This is a genomic window from Mucilaginibacter frigoritolerans, from assembly GCF_007830615.1.
Classification (GTDB): domain Bacteria; phylum Bacteroidota; class Bacteroidia; order Sphingobacteriales; family Sphingobacteriaceae; genus Mucilaginibacter; species Mucilaginibacter frigoritolerans.
This window is the reverse complement of record NZ_VLLI01000007.1, coordinates 1-19,801: the sequence shown is the minus strand read 5'-3', so window position 1 is coordinate 19,801 and position 19,801 is coordinate 1. Positions and strand designations below refer to the sequence as shown.

Genomic DNA, 19,801 nt, shown 5'->3' with positions numbered 1-19,801 from the left:
CGTCTCATATCTCAATACTCATATCTCCTATCAGTGACAACTAATTACGCTTCTACTACCTGGTTTTCAGGACGTAAACTGCGTACGGTTTTACCTGCTTGCCACATTTCGCTGTCGCGCAGTTCTTTTAATTCTGCATCCAGTTTTTCGCGGTAATCAGGTTTGCTGTTTGTGTCAATTGATCTTTGTGATTCAACGCCGGTTGCAACACTTTTGTATAGGTCTTCAAATACCGGTTTAGTAGCATCACGGAATTTTTTCCACCAATCCAAAGCACCACGTTGTGCAGTAGTTGAACAATTTGCATACATCCAGTCCATACCGTTTTCTGCAACCAATGGCATTAATGATTGGGTTAACTCTTCAACAGTTTCGTTAAATGCTTCTGATGGTGAGTGGCCATTGCTGCGTAATACATCGTACTGAGCAGCAAATACACCCTGAATACAACCCATCAATGTACCACGCTCGCCGGTTAAATCGCTGAATACTTCTTTCTTAAAGTCGGTTTCAAATAAGTAACCGCTACCTACAGCAATACCTAAAGCAATTACTCTGTCTTTTGCTTTTCCGGTTGCATCCTGGAAAATAGCAAAGCTTGAGTTTAAGCCACGACCCTGTAAAAACATACGACGTAATGAAGTACCTGAACCCTTAGGCGCAACCAGGAATACATCCACATCAGCAGGAGGTATAATGCCGGTTTGTTCTTTAAAGGTGATACCAAAGCCGTGTGAAAAATATAATGCTTTGCCTGGAGTTAAGTGTTTTTTAACAGTTGGCCATAAAGCAATCTGAGCAGCATCGCTCAATAAGTAGCAAATAACGGTTCCTCTTTCTAAGGCTTCTTCAATTTCAAAAAGGGTTTCGCCCGGTACAAAGCCATCATTAATTGCTTTATCCCAAGTTTTGGTGCCTTTACGCTGACCAACAATTACGTTTATGCCATTGTCTTTTTGGTTGAGTGCCTGACCCGGACCTTGTACACCATAGCCAATTACAGCTACAACTTCATTTTTCAATACTTCCTGAGCCTTTGATAAAGGGAACTCTTCGCGGGTAACTACGTTTTCTTCAGTACCGCCGAAATTTAATTTTGCCATTGTTTTTGTGTTTATGATTGCACCGGTTTGGTTTTAATTATGCCGATGCGTTGTTTTTATTTATAGTTTAATAATTTATTTTTTGGTGATGATCACTATCCCCGTTGCCCAACCCATCTTGGTTAATATAATATCTTCGCGGCTATCAAGATAAGCTATCAGCTGTGTTGCCTTTTCAGCATGACCTGTTGGCCAGTTTTGCTGAGGCAGCATATCGTCAATAATATAAATGCCTCCTTTTTCAACCATGTCCAATACCTCATCAAGCAGTAAATATTTACCAGGCCAGGTATCAGCAAAAATAAAGCTAAACTTTTGCCCTGCATTTTGCTTTATCCATTCGCCACCATCTGTACAGATCAACTTCAGGCGTTTATCAACTCCTAAATTTTCCTTAGCTATATTTAACAACGTTTCATCATTGTCAATCGATATTAAGGTCGATTTTTCATCCATGCCATCCAGTATCCAAGTGGTTGACAAACCTGTACCTGTGCCCAACTCCAGCATTTTGCTGCCCGGTTTGGTAGCTACCAATGTTTTAAGTAACGAACACGTTAATACTTCCGACGGCATAGTAAAACCATTAGCCTCCGTAGCCACTTTGATAGCGTTGTATGCTAATGGATATTTTTGTCTGATTTCTTCGATCATATACCCCCCAAACCCCCTAAAGGGGAGTTTTGATAATGTATTTTGTTTGTTACTATTTTTAATTCCCTATTGTTCCCCCTTCAGGGGGCTAGGGGGTTACATGGTAAATACTTTATCGCCCTTGTTTAAATATTCGTTTTCAATCACGTCTTCGCCGGGTTCAAGCCTTTCAAACTCGCGGAGTTTGCGGTTAAAACCATCGCTGTCTTTAATAATAGCAACGCGGGCGCTGCGCACAAACTCAATCAGTCCGTAAGGCTGAAGAATGCTGATCAGATTATCAGTTTCTTCGCGATGGCCTGTTGTTTCGAACACGGTGTAATCCTTACGGATTACTACTGCACGGGCACCATTTTCGCGAAGCAAACGTTCAACGCTAACCTTTTCGGCAATAACATCGGTACTGACTTTGTATAAAGCCAGTTCCTGCCAAATCACATCTTCGTTAGTATGGTAGTATACTTTTAACACTTCTACCTGTTTTTCAATCTGGCGGCAAAGCTTGCGTACTACATCTTCTGATTCGGTAATTACAATATTAAAACGGTGAATACGCTCAATTTCTGATGGCGAGGTATTCAAACTATCAATATTGATTTTACGGCGCGTAAATATGATAGCTATCCGGTTTAATAAACCAATTTGGTTTTCGGTATAAACCGTGATGTTAAACTCCTGTTTTTCTATATCTTGATTGCTCATGTTTTCTTTTTTAGGGATTATTTAAGCCTGATTTCGGCAACACTGCATCCTTGCGGCACCATTGGGAATACGTTGTTTTCCTTGGTTACCATCACTTCTAAAAGGAATGAGCCTTTATTGTTCAGCATTTCATTTAGTGCACCGGGTAAATCTGCTCTGTCTGATATACATTTGCCAGGTATTCTATAAGCTGCAGCAAGCGCAACAAAATCAGGACTTTGGATATCCACAAAAGAATAGCGGCGTTCGTTAAACAATTCCTGCCATTGGCGTACCATGCCCAGGAAACGGTTATTAAGAATAATGATTTTTACATTAACACCTGTTTGCATAATGGTGCCTAATTCCTGCAAGGTCATCTGGAAGCCACCATCGCCAATAATGGCAATAACATCACGGTCCTGGGCGCCAAATTTAGCCCCAATTGCAGCAGGCAACGCAAAGCCCATAGTACCTAAACCACCACTGGTAATATTGCTACGGGTTTTGTTCAGTTTGGCATAACGGCAGGCCACCATTTGGTGCTGACCAACGTCAGAAACAATAATAGCTTCGCCTTTGGTAATTTCGTTTAGTTGTTTAATTACCTCGCCCATCGTCATTTCTTCCGTTTTGGGGTTTAGTTCAGCCTCAATAACTGCGTCAAATTCTTTTGAAGTGTAGTCGTTAAACTTAGCAAGCCATTCGGTATGTTTTTTGGGTTCGATAAGTTCTGTGAGTAGTGGTAATGTTTCTTTACAATCGCCCCAAACTGGTACAGTTGATTTTACGTTTTTATCGATCTCTGCAGGGTCAATATCTAAATGAACAACCTTTGCCTGTTTAGCATATTTATCTAAACGACCTGTTACACGATCATCAAAACGCATACCTATAGCAATCAGCACATCACATTCATTGGTTAATACGTTAGGGCCGTAGTTGCCATGCATACCCAGCATACCCACATTGAGCGGATGATCTGTTGGTATAGCACCGGCGCCTAATATGGTCCACGCCGCTGGAATGCCACTCTTTTCAATAAAAGTTTTAAACTCCTGCTCGGCACTGCCCAATATTACACCCTGCCCCCATAAAACAAATGGTTTTTTTGCCGCATTAATTAATTCGGCCGCTTCCTGAATATACTGCGGACGAACAATTGGTTTAGGCCTGTAGCTACGGATATGTTTGCAAGGAGTATAACCTTCAAAGTTAAACTTCTGTATCTGTGCGTTTTTGGTAATGTCAATTAACACTGGTCCGGGGCGACCGCTTTTGGCGATATAAAATGCCTTGGCAATTACTTCCGGAATTTCGGTTGCATCTGTTACCTGGTAGTTCCATTTAGTTACCGGAGTAGTGATGTTAATTACATCAGTTTCCTGGAAAGCATCGGTACCTAACAGGTGGGCAAATACCTGCCCGGTGATGCACACTAACGGTGTACTATCAATTTGTGCATCGGCTAATCCGGTTACCAGGTTAGTAGCACCTGGGCCACTGGTTGCAAATACTACACCCACTTTGCCTGATGTACGTGCATAGCCTTGTCCTGCATGGATACCACCTTGTTCGTGGCGGACGAGGATATGGTTCAGTTTATCATGATAATCATACAAGGCATCATAAATGGGCATAATTGCGCCACCTGGATAACCAAAAATGGTATCCACACCTTCAACGATCAATGCTTCCAGTAAAGCCTGCGATCCTGATAACTCAACTGCTTCTTTTGTTACAGATGGTGCGTTTAATATTTCCTGTGCTACTTCCATATCTTATTTATTTCGGATTTCGTCCGCCAATTGGCGGATCGATTTCGGATTTAATTTATTAGTCGTTTTACGTTGCTTTATTCCATCTCGTCGGTAACACAACCTTCGGCGGCAGTGCTAACGGTTTTGGCGTATTTGTACAGTAATCCTTTTGTTGCTTTTAACGCTGGCCTAACCCAGTTGGTGCGGCGTTTTGCTATTTCTTCTTCAGATACCTTCAATGTCATGGTAAGGTTGTTGGCATCAATTTCAATGATATCATTATCATTAACCAAACCAATTAAGCCGCCATCATATGCCTCTGGAGTAATGTGACCCACCACAAAACCGTGTGTACCTCCAGAGAAACGGCCATCAGTAATTAACGCTACTGAAGCGCCTAAGCCTGCACCAAAAATAGCGCCTGTAGGTTTCAGCATTTCGGGCATACCCGGCGCGCCTTTAGGGCCAATATTGCGGATAACTACCACATCGCCTGCTTTAACGCGGCCGCTTTGTATACCATCAATCAGTTCAAATTCGCCATCAAATACACGGGCAGGGCCTTCGAAGCGTTCGCCCTCTTTACCGGTAATTTTGGCAACGCTGCCGCCTTCTGCAAGGTTTCCGTATAATATTTGTAAGTGACCAGTTTTTTTAATCGGATTATTTACAGGGAAGATGATCTTCTGGTTTTCAAATTCCAGATCAGGAACATTAACCAGATTTTCTTCAATTGTTTTGCCGGTTACCGTTAAACACTCGCCATGTAGTAAGCCTTTTTTAAGCAGATATTTCATTACCGCCGGAACACCGCCAATATTATGCAAATCTTCCATCATGTATTTACCGCTTGGCTTCATATCGGCCAGTACCGGGATACGGTTACTTACCGACTGGAAATCATCCTGAGTTAATTTAACACCTACACTTTTTGCCATGGCAATTAAGTGTAGCACCGCATTGGTTGATCCGCCTAGAGCCATAATGGTTACAATAGCATTTTCAAATGCCTTGCGGGTCATAATGTCTGATGGTTTAATATCTTTTTCAAGCAAGATCTTTATCGCTTTACCAGCTGCAAGGCATTCTGCTTTCTTTTCGTCGCTTAATGCAGGGTTTGATGATGAATAGGGCAAACTCATGCCTAAAGCCTCAATTGCCGATGCCATAGTATTAGCTGTATAAATACCACCGCAGGCACCTGCACTTGGGCAGGCGTTTTTTACCACGCCCATAAAATCTTCAGGAGTTATAGTTCCTGCTAACTTCTGGCCCAAAGCTTCAAATGCCGAAACAATGTTTAAATCTTCTCCTTTATAATGCCCTGGTTTAATAGTGCCACCGTAAACCATAATTGACGGGCGGTTCAATCTGCCCATAGCCATCACAGAACCAGGCATGTTTTTATCGCAACCCGGTAGTGTAATTAAACCATCATAATATTGTGCGCCGCAAACTGCTTCAATAGAATCAGCAATAACATCACGGCTAACCAATGAATAACGCATACCATCGGTACCCATGCTCATACCATCGCTTACGCCAATAGTATTAAAAATAAGTCCCACCAAATCTTCTTCCCAAATACCTTTTTTAACCAGTTTAGCAAGGTCGTTAAGGTGCATATTGCAGGTATTACCATCATAACCCATACTTGCCACACCCACTTGTGCCTTTTTCAAATCATCATCAGTTAAACCTATTCCGTAAAGCATGGCTTGTGCTGCCGGCTGGGTAGGGTCTTGTGTTAACGTTTTGCTGTAACGGTTCAATTCTATCGCTTCTGTAGTATTTGTTGGTGCGCTCATGTTATTTGCTGTAGCAGCTTTTTGTACTGAAAAATTAAATATTAACTAATTAACTAAGGTTCTGTAAATTGATATTTGTAAGTTAGAGATAGCCCAAAGGAATAACAAGTGAATAAAAAATTAATTTCATTTAGTATTTAATTCTGCAATTATTAATTATGGCGATATAATAAATTGATTAATTAGTTTATAAAGATATAAAATAATTTAACAAATATACCAAAGTTCAAAACGGTATTCAGTACATAAATTATGCATGCATAGCAAGTGGCCGGATTTCTGCCTGAAATTGCCAGATGGTAGAAAAATATTGATGTGAAGAGGTGCTTTTTGATGCAGAGATTTACGGGTATAAAAATATACGGATTAGTTAAAAAGAGTGGAGAGTTAATTGAGGGTAAATGTGGTTGGCGCAATTATTAATAATTTGAAATTTTTAATTGGGGGCTGAAATCTTTCAGCATATTTACCCAATGAAAATTTCCCTATCCTTATTTATGCTATTCGTTAGCCTGAGTTGCTTTGCGCAAAAAAGAATGTTATTGCTTAATTTAAAACAAGATAGTACTTACTACATGGCAACTGACGCCAACCTTTCCATGATTGAAAAGATTAATGGCGTTCAACATCTTGTTAGTACGCTTATTAGTGGAAAATTATCTCACAAGGTTGTTTCTATAAAAGATTCTGTTTATCAGATGGAAGTGCAATATTTAAGAATAAATATGCACATGGAGGTTGAAGGTAAAAAGATCGATTTTGATTCATCAGATAAAGTCAGTCAAAACATGGTCTCAAAAATTGCATCTAAAATGGTCAATAGGCCTTTTTTAATGACAATTGATAAAAGAGGTAAGGTGCTTGAAATAAAAAATATGGAAAATGTTTATGCAGAAATATTTGCCGATTTTCCTCAAATTACAGCAAGTCAAAAAGCGCAAATTAAGGCACAACTGGAGAAGACCTTTGGAGAAGAGGCGATAAAAAGCAGCTTTCAGAATGTTTTTACGGTATATCCAGATAAAGAAATTGGACTTAATGACCAATGGGTAGCTAAAACTAAGTTTCAGACAACGATATTAGCAAACATTATAACTACTTATACCTTAAAGGGAATTACGGATAAAATATACAAGATACATGGTGATGCGGTGATACAGGCAGATGGAAACGGTGCTTTTATTACACGTAATAATATACCTATACGTTTCATTAATGTAAACGGAACTTCAACAACGGATGTGCAGATTGATTTAACTACTGGTTGGATAAAAGAATCAAAAATGAGTACAGCTATAAATGGGATAATGGAAGCCAAGGATAGCCCCGCAACACCAGGAGGACTAACCTTTCCTGTTTCTGTAGTTGTAGATATGGAAATGAGCGATAAATAGCAACAGTAGTACGCATGTGTAACAATGGCTATTCATTGCTGATTGCATGCTTGTTAAATTATGTAATAACTGTCTATTTGAAATATTTTTTTAAGTCTAAAGTTGAGCGTCTTTTTTTGACTCTCAACTTTAGACTTAGCTTAGTACTTATTTAAACAGTATAATTCCAACCGTGGGTATCAGCAACGGTACCATATTTAATGGCATCAAGAGCTTTTAGTATTTTTTGAGAAAATTCTCTTTCTTTTGGATCAATTAAAAAGTACTCCTCACCATTGTGGCTGATAGAACCAACGGGTGCAATGGTTGCAGCTGTACCGGCGCCAAAGGCATCCTGTAGTTTGCCGTTTTTGGCACCTTCAATAATTTCAGCAACAGATACGCGACGTTCTTCAACTGGTATTCCCCATTCGCGGGCAAGGGTTAGAACGGTATCGCGGGTAACACCATCCAAAATGGTATCACGGGTTGATGGGGTAATCAGTTTGCCATCCAGTACAAATATTACGTTGGCGGCTCCCATTTCTTCCACGTATTCGTGGTTCTTGGCATCGGTCCATATCAATTGGTCGAAACCTTCTTCGGTAGCTTTTTTGGCCGGCAACATACTGCCACCATAATTGCCTGATGACTTTGCATAACCCATACCACCTTCGGCAGAGCGGGTGTAGTGCGTTTCTATTTTAACGCGTAATGTTTTTGAAAAATATGGGCCTACAGGGCATAATAAAACCATGTATTTGTATGTTGACGATGGTGCAACTCCAAGGAAAGGATCTGTTGCAAACATAAACGGTCTTATATATAAAGCATGGTTAGCTTTTGCAGGTACCCAATCACGGTCAATATCTACAACGGCAGCAATGCTTTGTAAAAATATTTCTTCAGGCAAAGTAGGCATGCACAAACGCTCGGCCGATTTATTAAAACGGATAGCATTTTTGTCAGGACGGAAAACAGAAACTGTGCCGTCAGCATGTTTGTAAGCCTTTATTCCTTCAAAAAATGATTGGCCATAATGCAATGATGAAATAGCCGGACTCAATCCAATTTCGCCGAAAGGAATAATCTCAAAGTTTGTCCATTCGCCATTGACGTAATCGGCCACAAACATGTGGTCGGTAAAAATTTTGCCAAAGGGTAAATTGTTAAAATCGGTTTCACTCAAGCGTGAGTGATTGGTTTTGGTGATCTTGATGTCCAGCGTTTCAGTCATGGCCGTAAGTATTTAATATAGAAAACGGCAAGTTAGGATTTTTTTTTATTAGTTGATACTTCAGTTTGCGGTTTTCAGTTCGCAGTTAACAGATTATACTTTTTTTGCGTTAAAATTGCTAACTGGGAATTGTCAACTGCTTACTGACTACTCAGCACACTTTCCACCCAGCCTTTGCCCCAATTTTCTACCTCTTCGGTGTTCCATAAAGCGGGATAAAAAATGCGTTTTTGAAAGCGCGGAGGCAGGTACTTTTGCCAGTTGGTACCACCTGTAGCTTTAATATCTTCCGGATCGCGGTTTAAATAACGAACTGCTGATTTATAATGCGACAGCGGCCAGTTTACATTTACGTTGATGTCCAGTTGTTTCAATTCAGCTTCCAGTTCAGGCGTAGTCTGGTTATTGTTTTTAAACTGATGATATAGCGCATTAAAATTAAGGCTGATGTTCTCTTTGCCCAGTTCGATGAATGTTTTGGCATATTTCTTTTCGAACTGTTTGAGCGTAAGCGTTTTTTTACCGGTTGATAACTCTGTAGCGCCAAACTTCCAGTAAAGAAATTCAAACTGCTTTTCAATGCTAGCGGTACTCAACTCCTCCCTTTTATCACGGGCAACCAGGTTAATAAAATCGCTGGCATAAATTTCAATCATGCGGTACTGGCCCGATTGAAATCCGCTGGCTGGCAGTAGCGACATCCGGAATTTTAAAAATTGTTCTTTTTCCATCCCATCAACCATAATCTCGAATGATTGGGTAAGCGCTTCAAAATAACGATTGACACGTTTTAGCCGGGCAGTAAAAAAGTCAACTGTTAAAGGTTGTACCGAGGTAATCTGCTTGCACTCATGCAGGGCCAGTTTAAAATATAACTCAGTTATCTGGTGGTAAATGATAAAGATCTCTTCATCAGGAAACGGTGTTTTAGGACTTTGTAAACTTAATAGGGTGTCCAGGTGGATATAATCCCAATAGGTTAAAAAATCAGCATAAAGCAGGCCGTCCAGGTACGAGATCATATCCTGACCCATAGCCTCGTATTTTTCCTGCAAACGACTAAGTCGCTCTTCTATTTCTGGCGAAAATTGCATGCGGTAAAGGTAGGAAGTTTTATAATTTTTTATGGTGTGGCAACTCTTGCAGTAAAGTTTTTAGGAATGATGAACAAATAAATGCTGAGCTAACCCAACGTATTTGATTTTTAGTACGATGATGCTATAAAACAGAAATTATTAATCATCCTAAATTAAAAACAAAATGAAAAACACAACACGTGGTTTACTGGCGCTTGTAATGCTAATCTTTACTATATCGGCCTGCACCAAAGGCGACTTAGGCAGTACAAAAGGACAACTCAATGTTACCACTTACAAACCCCTCATTAATCAGCCCGATACGCTTTTACTAGTTGGTGCAAAAGCAACTGACAGTATCCACTGGAGTGTAGCTCCTGCCGGATTTGATAGCCTGATTACCAAAAATAATGCGGCAATTGTATTTTTTAAGAAAGCAGGTAATTACCAGGTGCAGGTAAAAGATAATGGTGTTACTACCTCAGCATCATTTACTGTATCAGACTCCGTTTATCACCCCACAATACAATACAATTATGTACCAATTACAGGCAACATAACTTTGGTGCCGCATTTCCATAACAGTCCCGACTCTAGCTATATGATATTTGTAGCGCAGATAAGCAGTGGATATTGCGGCGGTAGCTCCCTCAGATATACTGATAGCCTTAAAAATAATACTTATGGCATAAACTTTATTAATGTTGCCCAGCCAGCAACTTGTACTGGTGGAAATGGCCCCTTGTATGCAGTTATTAATTTTACACAAACGCAGCCTTCTTTATTAACTACTGGAGCTTATCCGTTTAGTGTTACTTTAAATAGTGTAACCTATACCGGCAGCATGGTAGTAACCACAACAAATATTACCTTTAACTGGAATTATAATAGTGGTGTATTAATATCACCTAAACAGATAAGCAGATAATGAAATTTTAACCTGAGTCCAATCATAAACATCGGGGGCTGCTTACGTAAAGGTGGCTCCCGTTTACAACAACAATTAAAAATAAATATTTTGATTTTTACCCAACGTTTATCAATCAGCTTACGAAGAGCTTTATAATTCAGTTAAGGGAACGTATATTTTGAATGAACCTTACTAAAAAGCAGGCGGAAAAGCTGGTAAATGGATGTATAAATAATGAACGCACGGCCCAGGAGGCCCTGTATAAGCTATGCCATGCCGATATGCTTCGGGTATGTTATAACTATTTGCCGGATAAAGAGCTTGCTAAGGAAGCTTTTAATAACGGTTTCTTAAAAGTATTTCAATCGATAAAAAGTTTTGATGCAGAGAAGGGCGAACTGGGTGGATGGATCAGGAAAATTATGATCTATACTGCCATTGATCTTTGTCGCAGCGAAATGAAATTTAATAAGGCACTATTATTTACAGAAAAAGATGAGGACGAATTTTTTATATCACCCTCTGTTTTAGAAAAATTATTTTTTGAGGATATTTTACAAAGCATCCGCACTTTACCTCTGGCTACACAAACCGTTTTTAATTTATCGGTAATAGATGGATTTAGTCATAAAGAGATAGGTGAGCAGCTAAACATAAGTGAAGGCACCTCGCGCTGGCATTTATCTGAAGCAAAAAAACAATTAAGAACATTGCTTGAAACATCCGGGAAAAGCACTGATCAGCTACCAGAAAGGAGTGGTAAAGCAAAATGAACAATTCATTAAAATACCTTAAGTTCTGGCAGAAAAAGCGGAATGAGCTGCAGATTAATGATGATCCGCAGGCTGATTGGTTTAGTATGCAGTCGCTCCTGGAAACGCATTTGCCTGTAAATAATCATCCGGGGATAAAAAAAGGATCATCCTTTAAGGGAAAGATATTTAAGATGCTGCCAAAGCTATTAATTACCTTTTCGGCAGCAGCTATGATTTACACTGCATCGCATATTATTTTAAAGAAGGTGCATCAGCAACATACTAAACCTAATAATGAACGGCTGCTTGCAGACTCAATTAATAAGGATACTTTAAATATTGATTCAGCTCTTTTGGAGGATAGCCTAATTTCAACTAATCAACCCAAGGCTAATGATAGCAATGTTTCTGTTTCTGGGGACAATAAAAAAGAATCTACCAACTTGTTATCAAATAATAATCCGAACGGAATAACAACTAATAACAAAACTAATTCATCTGCCACTATATCAGCAGCAAAAGCATCGGCACAAAATAAGAGTTTACCAGATATTATTAACAAGGTTGATAATAAGCTAGCTTCTGCTTCAACAGCAAATAATAAAATCGTTTCTGATAATAAGTTAGGTTCTTCCTCATCAGCAGGAAATAAAACAAGTACAGGTAATAAGCTGAATGTAGTTTCAGCTACGGGTAATAAAACTGTTCTCAATAATCTTACTAATAATAAGGGTAATGCTCCATTATTTGGTACTAAAACTAATAATCCAAATGGTGCATTATCATCAGCCAATAAAACTATTCCCGGTAATAAGCCAGGGTGGGCATCAGAAAAGAATAAAACTGTTTCTGGTAGTGGGTTGGGTTATTCACCATCATCAGGCAATAAAACAATGGCTGGAAACAAGCATAGCGCTGCTTCGTCAATAAATATTAAAAGTGTTCCCGGTAATAAGTTGGGTTCTTCACCGTCATCGGGTAATAAAACAAATATGGCTAAGAAGTTGGGCGCTGCTTCCTCCGCAAATATTAAAACTGTTAATAGCCATAAATTGGGAGCGGCCTCATCATCCAATAAAACTACTTTGCTAAATAAACCAGGTAATGGATTGGTGACAAGCCATAGTGGCACTACGCACAGAAATAAATTTACCGGAGTCTTAACATCTGGGAATAAAAATACCGGTAGCAATAAACGTAAGTCTAATTTATTAGCTGATAATAAAATTATTCATAGCAATAGACCGGGTTCCACTTTGTCAAAAAGCAATGGGGCTGTTTCGGGTATTCGTTTGTTATCAGCCTCAAAAAATAACAATCGGGGAAATATTCATAATGGATATTTGCCATCAGGTTCTTCCAAAATTGAGCCGGCAATTGGGACTCAAACAGCAGGCGGATCAGATAAAGATGAAAAAGGTACAACAGCAGATAATTTACACAATAAACAACAGGAAATACTGACAGCAGCGCCTCCGCAAACATTGATCGATGCAGTAAGTAGTAATAGGGCTGCTGATTCTAAAAAATCAGATCAAAAACCGGGTTTAAAATTATTAGCTAATCAATCAAAAAATAACAACACTAAAAACAAAAAAGATAAGTCATCAAAAAATGCTAAACCCACCAGCCAAAAGAACTTAGGCCCTTCAAAGTTAGACTGGGGTGTTTTAGGCGGTGTTAACTCATCGGGCAGTTTTACATCGTCCAAACAAAACGCCAACTTTTATGGCAGTTCGCCGGTTGACGCTTATTTTGGGTTGTTTGCTACCTATAAACTGAATGATACCTGGGCGGTTGGCCTACAAACACAATTTTTTAGTCCGCAAAGCATCACAACCAGCTACACGCATGCCAATGAAAGTAAGGTTGATTCGGGCCAATCTCTGCAAATTACTGCTTCGCGAAAGTTATATACAGTTAATATACCTATAAACGTTATTTATAAAGTATCCGATAATTTTAGTTTGATGGGTGGCCCGGTAATCGGCATCCCTATAAAACAAATTAGCGCCACCAGTACTTTACTGCCAGCTACCATAAAAAATGATAGTGCTTATTACGCCAAAGTTTCCAGCATCCTTAATCAAACCAATTACGAGCAAAAATTAAATATAGGCATTAATGCTGGTGTTGGTTTCCATTACAAACGTTGGCTTTTTGAAGCCAGCTATTTGAAAAGCTTAACGGGATACGCTATAAGTAATACTTGGGGGACCTATAAATCAAGCGGTAGTACTTTTCAGTTTACAATAGGATTTCAGATTAGTAACCCAAAACAATAACGGTTGCTTTTTGTAGATGTAAATAGGGGTTTCTCTTCAATTAATTAAGTTTATTAATAAAGAAAATAACCTTAAATTTAAACTACCGAAAAACATCTAAAACAAAAAGCCATGAAAAATGAACCTAAAATTGTATTGCCCGGGAGCCACAAGGCTGCCGTTGAAGGTTATGAATCAACCGGGCTTAGTAAAAATAAAAAGATTGAAATAACTATCAGGATAAGACGAAAAAACGCGCTTAAAGTTGAACCTGGTACCGTAATGACGCACGATGAATATAATGAGCAGCATGGTGCAGGTCAGGAAGATGCGACCCGTGTTCACCAGTTTTTAAAAGAATATGGGTTGGAAGTTACCGAAACCAACTTGCCCAGGCGTAGTATAATGGTAAAAGGCAGTGTTAGTAAATTGGAGTCGGCTTTTAATGTGAATTTAGCTGGCGTTAAAGACACGCAAAGCAAGCACTACCATACCCGCAGTGGTGATATCAGTATTCCGCAATCATTAAGCGGCATTATAACAGGTGTTTTTGGTTTGGATAATCGCCCTATAGCGCGCCCCATGTTTAAGGTTGCCGCAAAAGCCACATTAAGTCCTTTTACGCCGGTGCAGGTAAGCCAAATTTATGGTTTCCCATCGGGCATGAACGGCAGCGGACAAACCATAGGCATTATTGAATTGGGTGGTGGTTTCAGAACTACAGATATTAAGAATTATTTTAAAGGGTTAAAGATTGCGGCACCCACTGTAAAAGCCGTTTTGGTTGATGGCGGGAAAAATGCCCCCACAACATCGAGCGGGCCGGATGGTGAGGTGATGTTGGATATTGAAGTGGCTGGGGCTGTAGCGCCTAAAGCAAAAATTGCAGTATACTTTACCCCCAATACCGATCAGGGATTTCTGGATGCCATAACCACAGCTGTGCATGATACCACAAATAAGCCCTCTGTAATTTCAATTAGCTGGGGATCGGCTGAGGTGAATTGGACACAGCAGGCCCTGACTAATATGAATGAGGCGTTTCAAACTGCAGCAGCCCTTGGCGTTACTATAACTGTAGCTGCCGGCGATGCCGGATCTTCTGATGGAGTAAAAGATGGTAAGGTACATGTTGATTTCCCTTCATCAAGCCCTTACGCTTTAGCTTGCGGCGGTACCCGTTTGGTTGTAGGTGCCAACGGTGCTATAACAGAAACTGTATGGCACGATAGCACCACTTCTGCAAGCGGTGGTGGAGTAAGTGATGTTTTTGCATTGCCAACATATCAGGCAAATGCTGATGTACCGCTGTCATTAAGTAGTAAATTTAAAGGGCGCGGTGTTCCTGATGTAGCAGCAAATGCCGATCCGGATACAGGTTACGAAGTATTGGTTGATGGTCAGAAACTGGTTATTGGCGGCACCAGCGCCGTTGCCCCGTTAATGGCCGGGTTAATAGCCCTGATTAATCAGCAAAATGGAAAAAGTGCCGGCTATATTCATCCAACAATTTATGCCACTCCTGGTTTATGCAGAGATATAACCAGTGGGAATAACATAACTACTACTACTAAACTTGGATATAGCGCGGGTAAGGGATGGGATGCCTGTAGCGGTTTGGGAGTATTGTCTAATCTGGGTATCTCGGCATGATTTGGGCGAAGTGCCGTTTGGGTGTTGAGATAGATCAGCTAATTGTGAAGTTTAAATTTTATCATCGTCAAACATATTTGTGTTTACTTGTTACTATATTTATAAAATATAGCTTATACTACCATGACAATCAAAAAAGTGCTTATTGGAATTGATGACAGCAAATTTGCAGAGCATGCTGCAGAATTTGGCTTTGATATAGCACATAAATTTAAGGCTGAAGTAGGATTGGTAAATATTGTTGAGCCTATAATTATGCCACAAACAATGTCAGGTATTGATCCACTATCGGGGATGTCAGCAACGGATACTGGCATTGAAGAGATGGAAATATTGGATATCCGGAAAAGTCAATCAGAACAGATAATTGATCAGGCTATTAAAAAATTTGCCGGTGATATATTGGTCACTCAATTCCATGAATATGGATCTACTGCCGATGGTATTATCAATTGCAGTAAAGAATTCCAGGCTGACTTGATTGTAATAGGAACACACAGTCGCACCGGGCTTGACCGCCTGCTGATGGGAAGTGTAGCAGAGCACGTAGTGAGGCACTCGCAAATACCTGTACTGGTGGTGCCGTTTAAAGAATAAGGTCCATAGTCAATGGTCGATAGTTCATAGTTTGAAAAACAAAGAGTGTTCTTTTTTTCTATGGTCCATGAACTATCAACCATGAACTTCCTCACTAATAAAGCAACCTGAATTTTATAGTCTGCTCAATTGCTTTCAGCTCATTGAGTACTTCGGTGTCGTAGCCTTTGTTTACATCAGTAATTACATACCCTATTTGTGGGTTGGTAACCAAAAACTCACCTACTATATTAATATTGTGGCGGGCAAATACCTCGTTTATTTTAGCCAGTATGCCGGGAACGTTTTTGTGGATATGGATTAAACGGTGCGCATTATTAATACGTGGTGGCTGCAGATCGGGGAAATTACAGCTGGTATGGGTTTTCCCTTCGTTCATAAAAGCCATTACCCTTTTCGGGATAAAATCATCGTTGCGTGGATTATGCTTCGGGTCATCAAAAATAATGATCCCATTTTCGCAAGCCGTTTCAGCCAGTTGTTTACTGCTGATTTTACCGAAAATACCGATCACCTTTAATCTGCCTGCGTTTTGTAATTGCTGCGGCGTAGGTTGATGAGCTTCATCGCAAAATAAAACCCCCGCTTCTTCCAGGTATTTATCTTCAATATTATCACGTTGCCTTATATTATAGCCTTCTTTACGCATCTGTGCCAGGGCTTCTTCTTCAATTTCGCCAACAACCAAACATTTAATGCGGTTTTTAGGATAGGATATGGCCCTTGGCAGTTTATTGATGTATAAAAATTCGTCAAAACTGGGCGTAATATGATCAGCTTTTTCAGCTACTGATTTACGCTCAATGTTTTCAGTGAAGGCGAAGAACTTTTTAATCATACCTGATTCCTTTAGCTGGAAATCAGAGTAACCATCGCCAATACCAAATATCTCGCCTGGCAGGTTCAACTCTTTCAGCAATTTTACCTTGCCACCCTCTTGCGACAAAGGATTTTCCCGGTCATAGCCTATTATATTGCCATCTTCATCAAACACAAACGTGTTGGCGTATATATTTTCCTTTTTAATATGATATTCGGTAACTACCGGAATAATAAATTCCTTAAATCCACCCGATACTATTAATACAGTGTCTGCATGGTTTTTAAAAAAGATGGTATTGCGGGAGAAAGAAGTAGATACTTTTTTCTTTAGATGGGTAACCAGTTGTTTTAAATGATCGCGGTTAGCCTGCAATAGTTTTACACGGTTTTCCAGACTTTGGGTAAAGGATAACTTACCCTCCATAGAGGCATTGGTTAAATCTTCAATCTGTTTGTATATGTTTTCCCTGTCGGGATGATTTTTTAGAGAGATGCGGGCCAGTTCGTCCAAAGCTTCTACCTGTGTAAACGTACTGTCGAAATCTATAATAAAGTATTGGTCCATTCTAATATTCTATATCCGCCGGATAGCGGTTACAAATGTGCAAATTTTTTAGATTGATTTTTTGACGATGTTTATTAAGTTGATAGGATGGGTAGAGTATTTTGCAGTGAATATTAATTGTATTTCTTCGTTTATCATCATAAGGGCTGTGACGATAATATCCTTAACTCCTTCGGGTAATAATTATTGATCCGGTTTGGCAACAGTTTGGCCCATCCGAGGGGATGCCCTTCAAAATTCATCAGGCTCCAGCCCTTGTTGTTTATATTAAGGTCGATGTTTTCGCGGCGCAGGTATTGGATGGCCTGGTTATGATCAAGCTCCGTTTGTAATACGATATCCTTATTAATAGCTATACTTAATGCCAGTTCATGATCAGGTATCAGATCGTTCCCCATCAGCTTACCTAAGCGTACGCCCGATTTCTTAATGTATAGATGCCTTTGCAGCGTATCCAAACTTTCTTTGTGTTCTTTATTAATAGCCAGCCAATCATCATTTACTTTAAAGTAGTAAAAATCGTTTGGCTCGTTCAGGTATTCTTTAACCAATTCAATCTCTTTTAAGGCTAATTTTTGATGCCCTTTACTTTTAAAGGATGGCGGCTGATCACTTTGTCCTCGTTTTCTTAAAACAGAAGCAAACAAACCCTCGCCTTTTACCTGACCTGGATAAAAGCGATAACCCCATGCTTTTTGCTGGTTTGATTGTGTTTCAACAATACCCCACTCCTTATTAATAGGTATACGTAGGCTTTCCATATCAAATTCGCTGCATAGCCAATCCAGTATATCCTCGTTCTCTTGATGCGAATATGAACATGTACTATATATAAGGTATCCGCCTTCATTTAATACCGGGTAAATATCGGCCAGTATCCGCTCCTGCCGTTGATGGCATAAGTTTACATTAGCTTCCGACCATTCATTCATCGCAGCCGGATCTTTCCTGAACATGCCCGAGCCAGAACAGGGGGTGTCAACCAATATAATATCAAAAAATCCGGTTAGCCTGCCGAAGTCTTTCGGATCATTATTGCTCACTATTATATTAGGTGTACCCCAGCGGTTAAGATTATCGCATAAAACAGGCACACGCGTTTTTATAATTTCATTTGCAACCAGCAGGTCATTGCCGCCAATTGCCGAATTGATGAGGGTACTTTTGCCTCCAGGGGCAGCACAAAGATCCAATACCTTAATAGGATCATCATTATTTAGCCGTATTGTTTTAAGGATATGATCAATAAACATAGACGATGCTTCCTGTACATAATAACATCCGGCAGGAAATAACGGATCAAAAGTGAAGGATGGGCGGCTATCCAAGTAGAAACCGTCGGCACACCAGGGCACTTGTCCATCAGTTTTAATAGCAGATCCTTTAAAAGGATTTAGCCTTATAGAAGTAAGCGGGTTTGGATTTTGGTGGGCATTGATGAAGTTTTCGCTTTCAAAACCCGGCTCAGCGGATAAAGAAGAAAGGAAATGTGCCGGGAAATGTTGCTCGTTCATATCAATTTCAAAGATACAAAATCCATAAATAGCATGGCAGACCATGTAAAGGATAATGCGTGGTGTCTAAAATGATTTAGCTTACAGATAGTTATGGAAAAAGCACTAATTATTTGAAAAAAATCTTTGTGAGCATAACAAAATCTCAGTACATTTGTGACCGCTTTAAGAAAAAGGCGATTGTTTTTTGAAATCTGGCAACTTAAAAATATCTGAAAGAAAAGTGCAAATAGTACTTGATGAAAAGAAATAAAAGTTGCACCTTTGCAGCCCGCAAACGAGGAGAAAAAGAGAGAGGGGGGATGCGGGAAAAAGTGAACGAAAATAATAAAAAATAAAGTTTGCAAAAGAGGAAAAGGTTGTTACCTTTGCAGCCCGCAAGAGAGGAAGGAAAAGAGGGGTTAGGGCGGCAAGAAAGGCGAACAAAAATAAAAAAATAAAGTTTGCAAAAAAGAAAAAGGTTCTTACCTTTGCAGTCCCAAAAGAAAGGGGCGCTGAAAAGCAAAAGAGACCGGAAGCGATTTCCGGTAGTAAAAATGAAATAGTGAGGGTTTTAAAAGGCCTGATACGAAATAAGCAGAACCGAGATGGGGAAGCGCAAAGTTCTTAAAAGATATAGATAATCATGTAGTGTAACAGTAGAGATCTTCGGATCGAAGCGGTTATGAAAACAAAGAGATAGGATACTGTAAAAAGATATAAAATACAGATTCTATTATTAATAATAGGGTCAGTGAACAAACAAAAACATTTTACAATGGAGAGTTTGATCCTGGCTCAGGATGAACGCTAGCGGCAGGCCTAATACATGCAAGTCGGACGGGATTGAAGAGCTTGCTTTTCATGAGAGTGGCGCACGGGTGCGTAACACGTATGTAACCTACCCATATCAGGGGGATAGCCTCTCGAAAGAGAGATTAAGCCCGCATAAAATCACAGTACAGCATTGTATAATGATCAAATATTTATAGGATATGGATGGGCATGCGGAACATTAGCTAGTTGGTAAGGTAACGGCTTACCAAGGCT

At 39.7% G+C, this 19,801-nt stretch carries 15 protein-coding genes and 1 rRNA gene; 7 read left to right on the top strand and 9 right to left on the bottom strand.

Going from position 1 to position 19,801, the window contains the following annotated elements:
* Positions 1-44: 44 nt before the first annotated feature.
* The 5 genes from ilvC to ilvD form a co-directional block, all read right to left on the bottom strand.
* Positions 45-1,103: a ketol-acid reductoisomerase gene (gene ilvC, locus JN11_RS12435; protein WP_144912999.1), complete on the bottom strand. Its 1,059-nt coding sequence runs from the start codon at positions 1,101-1,103 to the stop codon at positions 45-47.
* A 75-nt stretch (positions 1,104-1,178) separates the two neighbouring features.
* On the bottom strand, positions 1,179-1,757 hold the full coding sequence (locus JN11_RS12430) for an O-methyltransferase (RefSeq protein WP_144912998.1): 579 nt from the start codon (positions 1,755-1,757) through the stop codon (positions 1,179-1,181).
* A 96-nt stretch (positions 1,758-1,853) separates the two neighbouring features.
* Complete coding sequence (ilvN, locus tag JN11_RS12425) at positions 1,854-2,459, bottom strand: acetolactate synthase small subunit (protein ID WP_144912996.1); 606 nt, start codon at positions 2,457-2,459, stop codon at positions 1,854-1,856.
* 17 nt (positions 2,460-2,476) lie between these two features.
* Positions 2,477-4,216 (bottom strand): biosynthetic-type acetolactate synthase large subunit, encoded by a 1,740-nt coding sequence (gene ilvB, locus JN11_RS12420; RefSeq protein WP_144912994.1) that lies wholly within the window; start codon positions 4,214-4,216, stop codon positions 2,477-2,479.
* 77 nt (positions 4,217-4,293) lie between these two features.
* Positions 4,294-6,006: a dihydroxy-acid dehydratase gene (gene ilvD, locus JN11_RS12415; RefSeq protein ID WP_211360746.1), complete on the bottom strand. Its 1,713-nt coding sequence runs from the start codon at positions 6,004-6,006 to the stop codon at positions 4,294-4,296.
* 473 nt (positions 6,007-6,479) lie between these two features.
* Between ilvD and JN11_RS12410 the strand changes: the two genes are divergently transcribed.
* Positions 6,480-7,400, top strand: coding sequence for a DUF6263 family protein (locus JN11_RS12410; RefSeq protein ID WP_144912993.1), 921 nt, complete (start codon positions 6,480-6,482; stop codon positions 7,398-7,400).
* A 151-nt stretch (positions 7,401-7,551) separates the two neighbouring features.
* Here JN11_RS12410 and JN11_RS12405 read toward each other — a convergent pair whose 3' ends face one another.
* Complete coding sequence (locus JN11_RS12405; protein WP_144912991.1) at positions 7,552-8,616, bottom strand: branched-chain amino acid aminotransferase; 1,065 nt, start codon at positions 8,614-8,616, stop codon at positions 7,552-7,554.
* A 140-nt stretch (positions 8,617-8,756) separates the two neighbouring features.
* On the bottom strand, positions 8,757-9,710 hold the full coding sequence (locus tag JN11_RS12400) for a tryptophan 2,3-dioxygenase family protein (RefSeq protein WP_144912989.1): 954 nt from the start codon (positions 9,708-9,710) through the stop codon (positions 8,757-8,759).
* Positions 9,711-9,876: 166 nt separating this feature from the next.
* Here JN11_RS12400 and JN11_RS12395 point away from each other — a divergent pair, with 166 nt between their 5' ends.
* The 5 genes from JN11_RS12395 (at position 9,877) to JN11_RS12375 (ending at position 15,871) form a co-directional block, all read left to right on the top strand.
* Positions 9,877-10,620, top strand: coding sequence for a hypothetical protein (locus JN11_RS12395; protein ID WP_144912987.1), 744 nt, complete (start codon positions 9,877-9,879; stop codon positions 10,618-10,620).
* A gap of 164 nt (positions 10,621-10,784) precedes the next feature.
* On the top strand, positions 10,785-11,375 hold the full coding sequence (locus JN11_RS12390; protein WP_144912986.1) for an RNA polymerase sigma factor: 591 nt from the start codon (positions 10,785-10,787) through the stop codon (positions 11,373-11,375).
* Positions 11,372-13,642: a porin family protein gene (locus JN11_RS12385; protein WP_144912984.1), complete on the top strand. Its 2,271-nt coding sequence runs from the start codon at positions 11,372-11,374 to the stop codon at positions 13,640-13,642. The genes JN11_RS12390 and JN11_RS12385 overlap by 4 nt, the downstream gene beginning before the upstream one ends.
* A gap of 111 nt (positions 13,643-13,753) precedes the next feature.
* A complete protein-coding gene (locus JN11_RS12380; RefSeq protein ID WP_144912983.1) occupies positions 13,754-15,274 on the top strand; it encodes a S53 family peptidase in 1,521 nt (506 codons plus the stop codon).
* Between the two features lie 123 nt (positions 15,275-15,397).
* Positions 15,398-15,871 (top strand): universal stress protein, encoded by a 474-nt coding sequence (locus JN11_RS12375; RefSeq protein ID WP_144912981.1) that lies wholly within the window; start codon positions 15,398-15,400, stop codon positions 15,869-15,871.
* A 94-nt stretch (positions 15,872-15,965) separates the two neighbouring features.
* On the opposite strand, the gene JN11_RS12370 is transcribed toward JN11_RS12375, so the two are convergent.
* A complete protein-coding gene (locus tag JN11_RS12370) occupies positions 15,966-17,258 on the bottom strand; it encodes an HAD-IB family phosphatase (protein WP_144912980.1) in 1,293 nt (430 codons plus the stop codon).
* Between the two features lie 137 nt (positions 17,259-17,395).
* Entirely contained in the window at positions 17,396-18,772 is a 1,377-nt protein-coding gene (locus JN11_RS12365; protein ID WP_144912978.1) for a methyltransferase RsmF C-terminal domain-like protein, read from the bottom strand.
* 754 nt (positions 18,773-19,526) lie between these two features.
* Here JN11_RS12365 and JN11_RS12360 point away from each other — a divergent pair.
* Positions 19,527-19,801, top strand: a 16S ribosomal RNA gene (locus JN11_RS12360); the annotation flags it as partial.

Bases quoted from the DNA above. Each gene is read 5' to 3' on its own strand.
- ilvN (WP_144912996.1), bottom strand. From the start codon at position 2,459: ATGAGCAATCAAGATATAGAAAAACAGGAGTTTAACATCACGGTTTAT.
- ilvC (WP_144912999.1), bottom strand. From the start codon at position 1,103: ATGGCAAAATTAAATTTCGGCGGTACTGAAGAAAACGTAGTTACCCGC.
- JN11_RS12400 (WP_144912989.1), bottom strand. From the start codon at position 9,710: ATGCAATTTTCGCCAGAAATAGAAGAGCGACTTAGTCGTTTGCAGGAA.
- JN11_RS12380 (WP_144912983.1), top strand. From the start codon at position 13,754: ATGAAAAATGAACCTAAAATTGTATTGCCCGGGAGCCACAAGGCTGCC.
- JN11_RS12395 (WP_144912987.1), top strand. From the start codon at position 9,877: ATGAAAAACACAACACGTGGTTTACTGGCGCTTGTAATGCTAATCTTT.
- JN11_RS12385 (WP_144912984.1), top strand. From the start codon at position 11,372: ATGAACAATTCATTAAAATACCTTAAGTTCTGGCAGAAAAAGCGGAAT.
- JN11_RS12390 (WP_144912986.1), top strand. From the start codon at position 10,785: ATGAACCTTACTAAAAAGCAGGCGGAAAAGCTGGTAAATGGATGTATA.
- ilvB (WP_144912994.1), bottom strand. From the start codon at position 4,216: ATGGAAGTAGCACAGGAAATATTAAACGCACCATCTGTAACAAAAGAA.
- ilvD (WP_211360746.1), bottom strand. From the start codon at position 6,006: ATGAGCGCACCAACAAATACTACAGAAGCGATAGAATTGAACCGTTAC.
- JN11_RS12405 (WP_144912991.1), bottom strand. From the start codon at position 8,616: ATGACTGAAACGCTGGACATCAAGATCACCAAAACCAATCACTCACGC.
- JN11_RS12370 (WP_144912980.1), bottom strand. From the start codon at position 17,258: ATGGACCAATACTTTATTATAGATTTCGACAGTACGTTTACACAGGTA.
- JN11_RS12410 (WP_144912993.1), top strand. From the start codon at position 6,480: ATGAAAATTTCCCTATCCTTATTTATGCTATTCGTTAGCCTGAGTTGC.
- JN11_RS12375 (WP_144912981.1), top strand. From the start codon at position 15,398: ATGACAATCAAAAAAGTGCTTATTGGAATTGATGACAGCAAATTTGCA.
- JN11_RS12365 (WP_144912978.1), bottom strand. From the start codon at position 18,772: ATGAACGAGCAACATTTCCCGGCACATTTCCTTTCTTCTTTATCCGCT.
- JN11_RS12430 (WP_144912998.1), bottom strand. From the start codon at position 1,757: ATGATCGAAGAAATCAGACAAAAATATCCATTAGCATACAACGCTATC.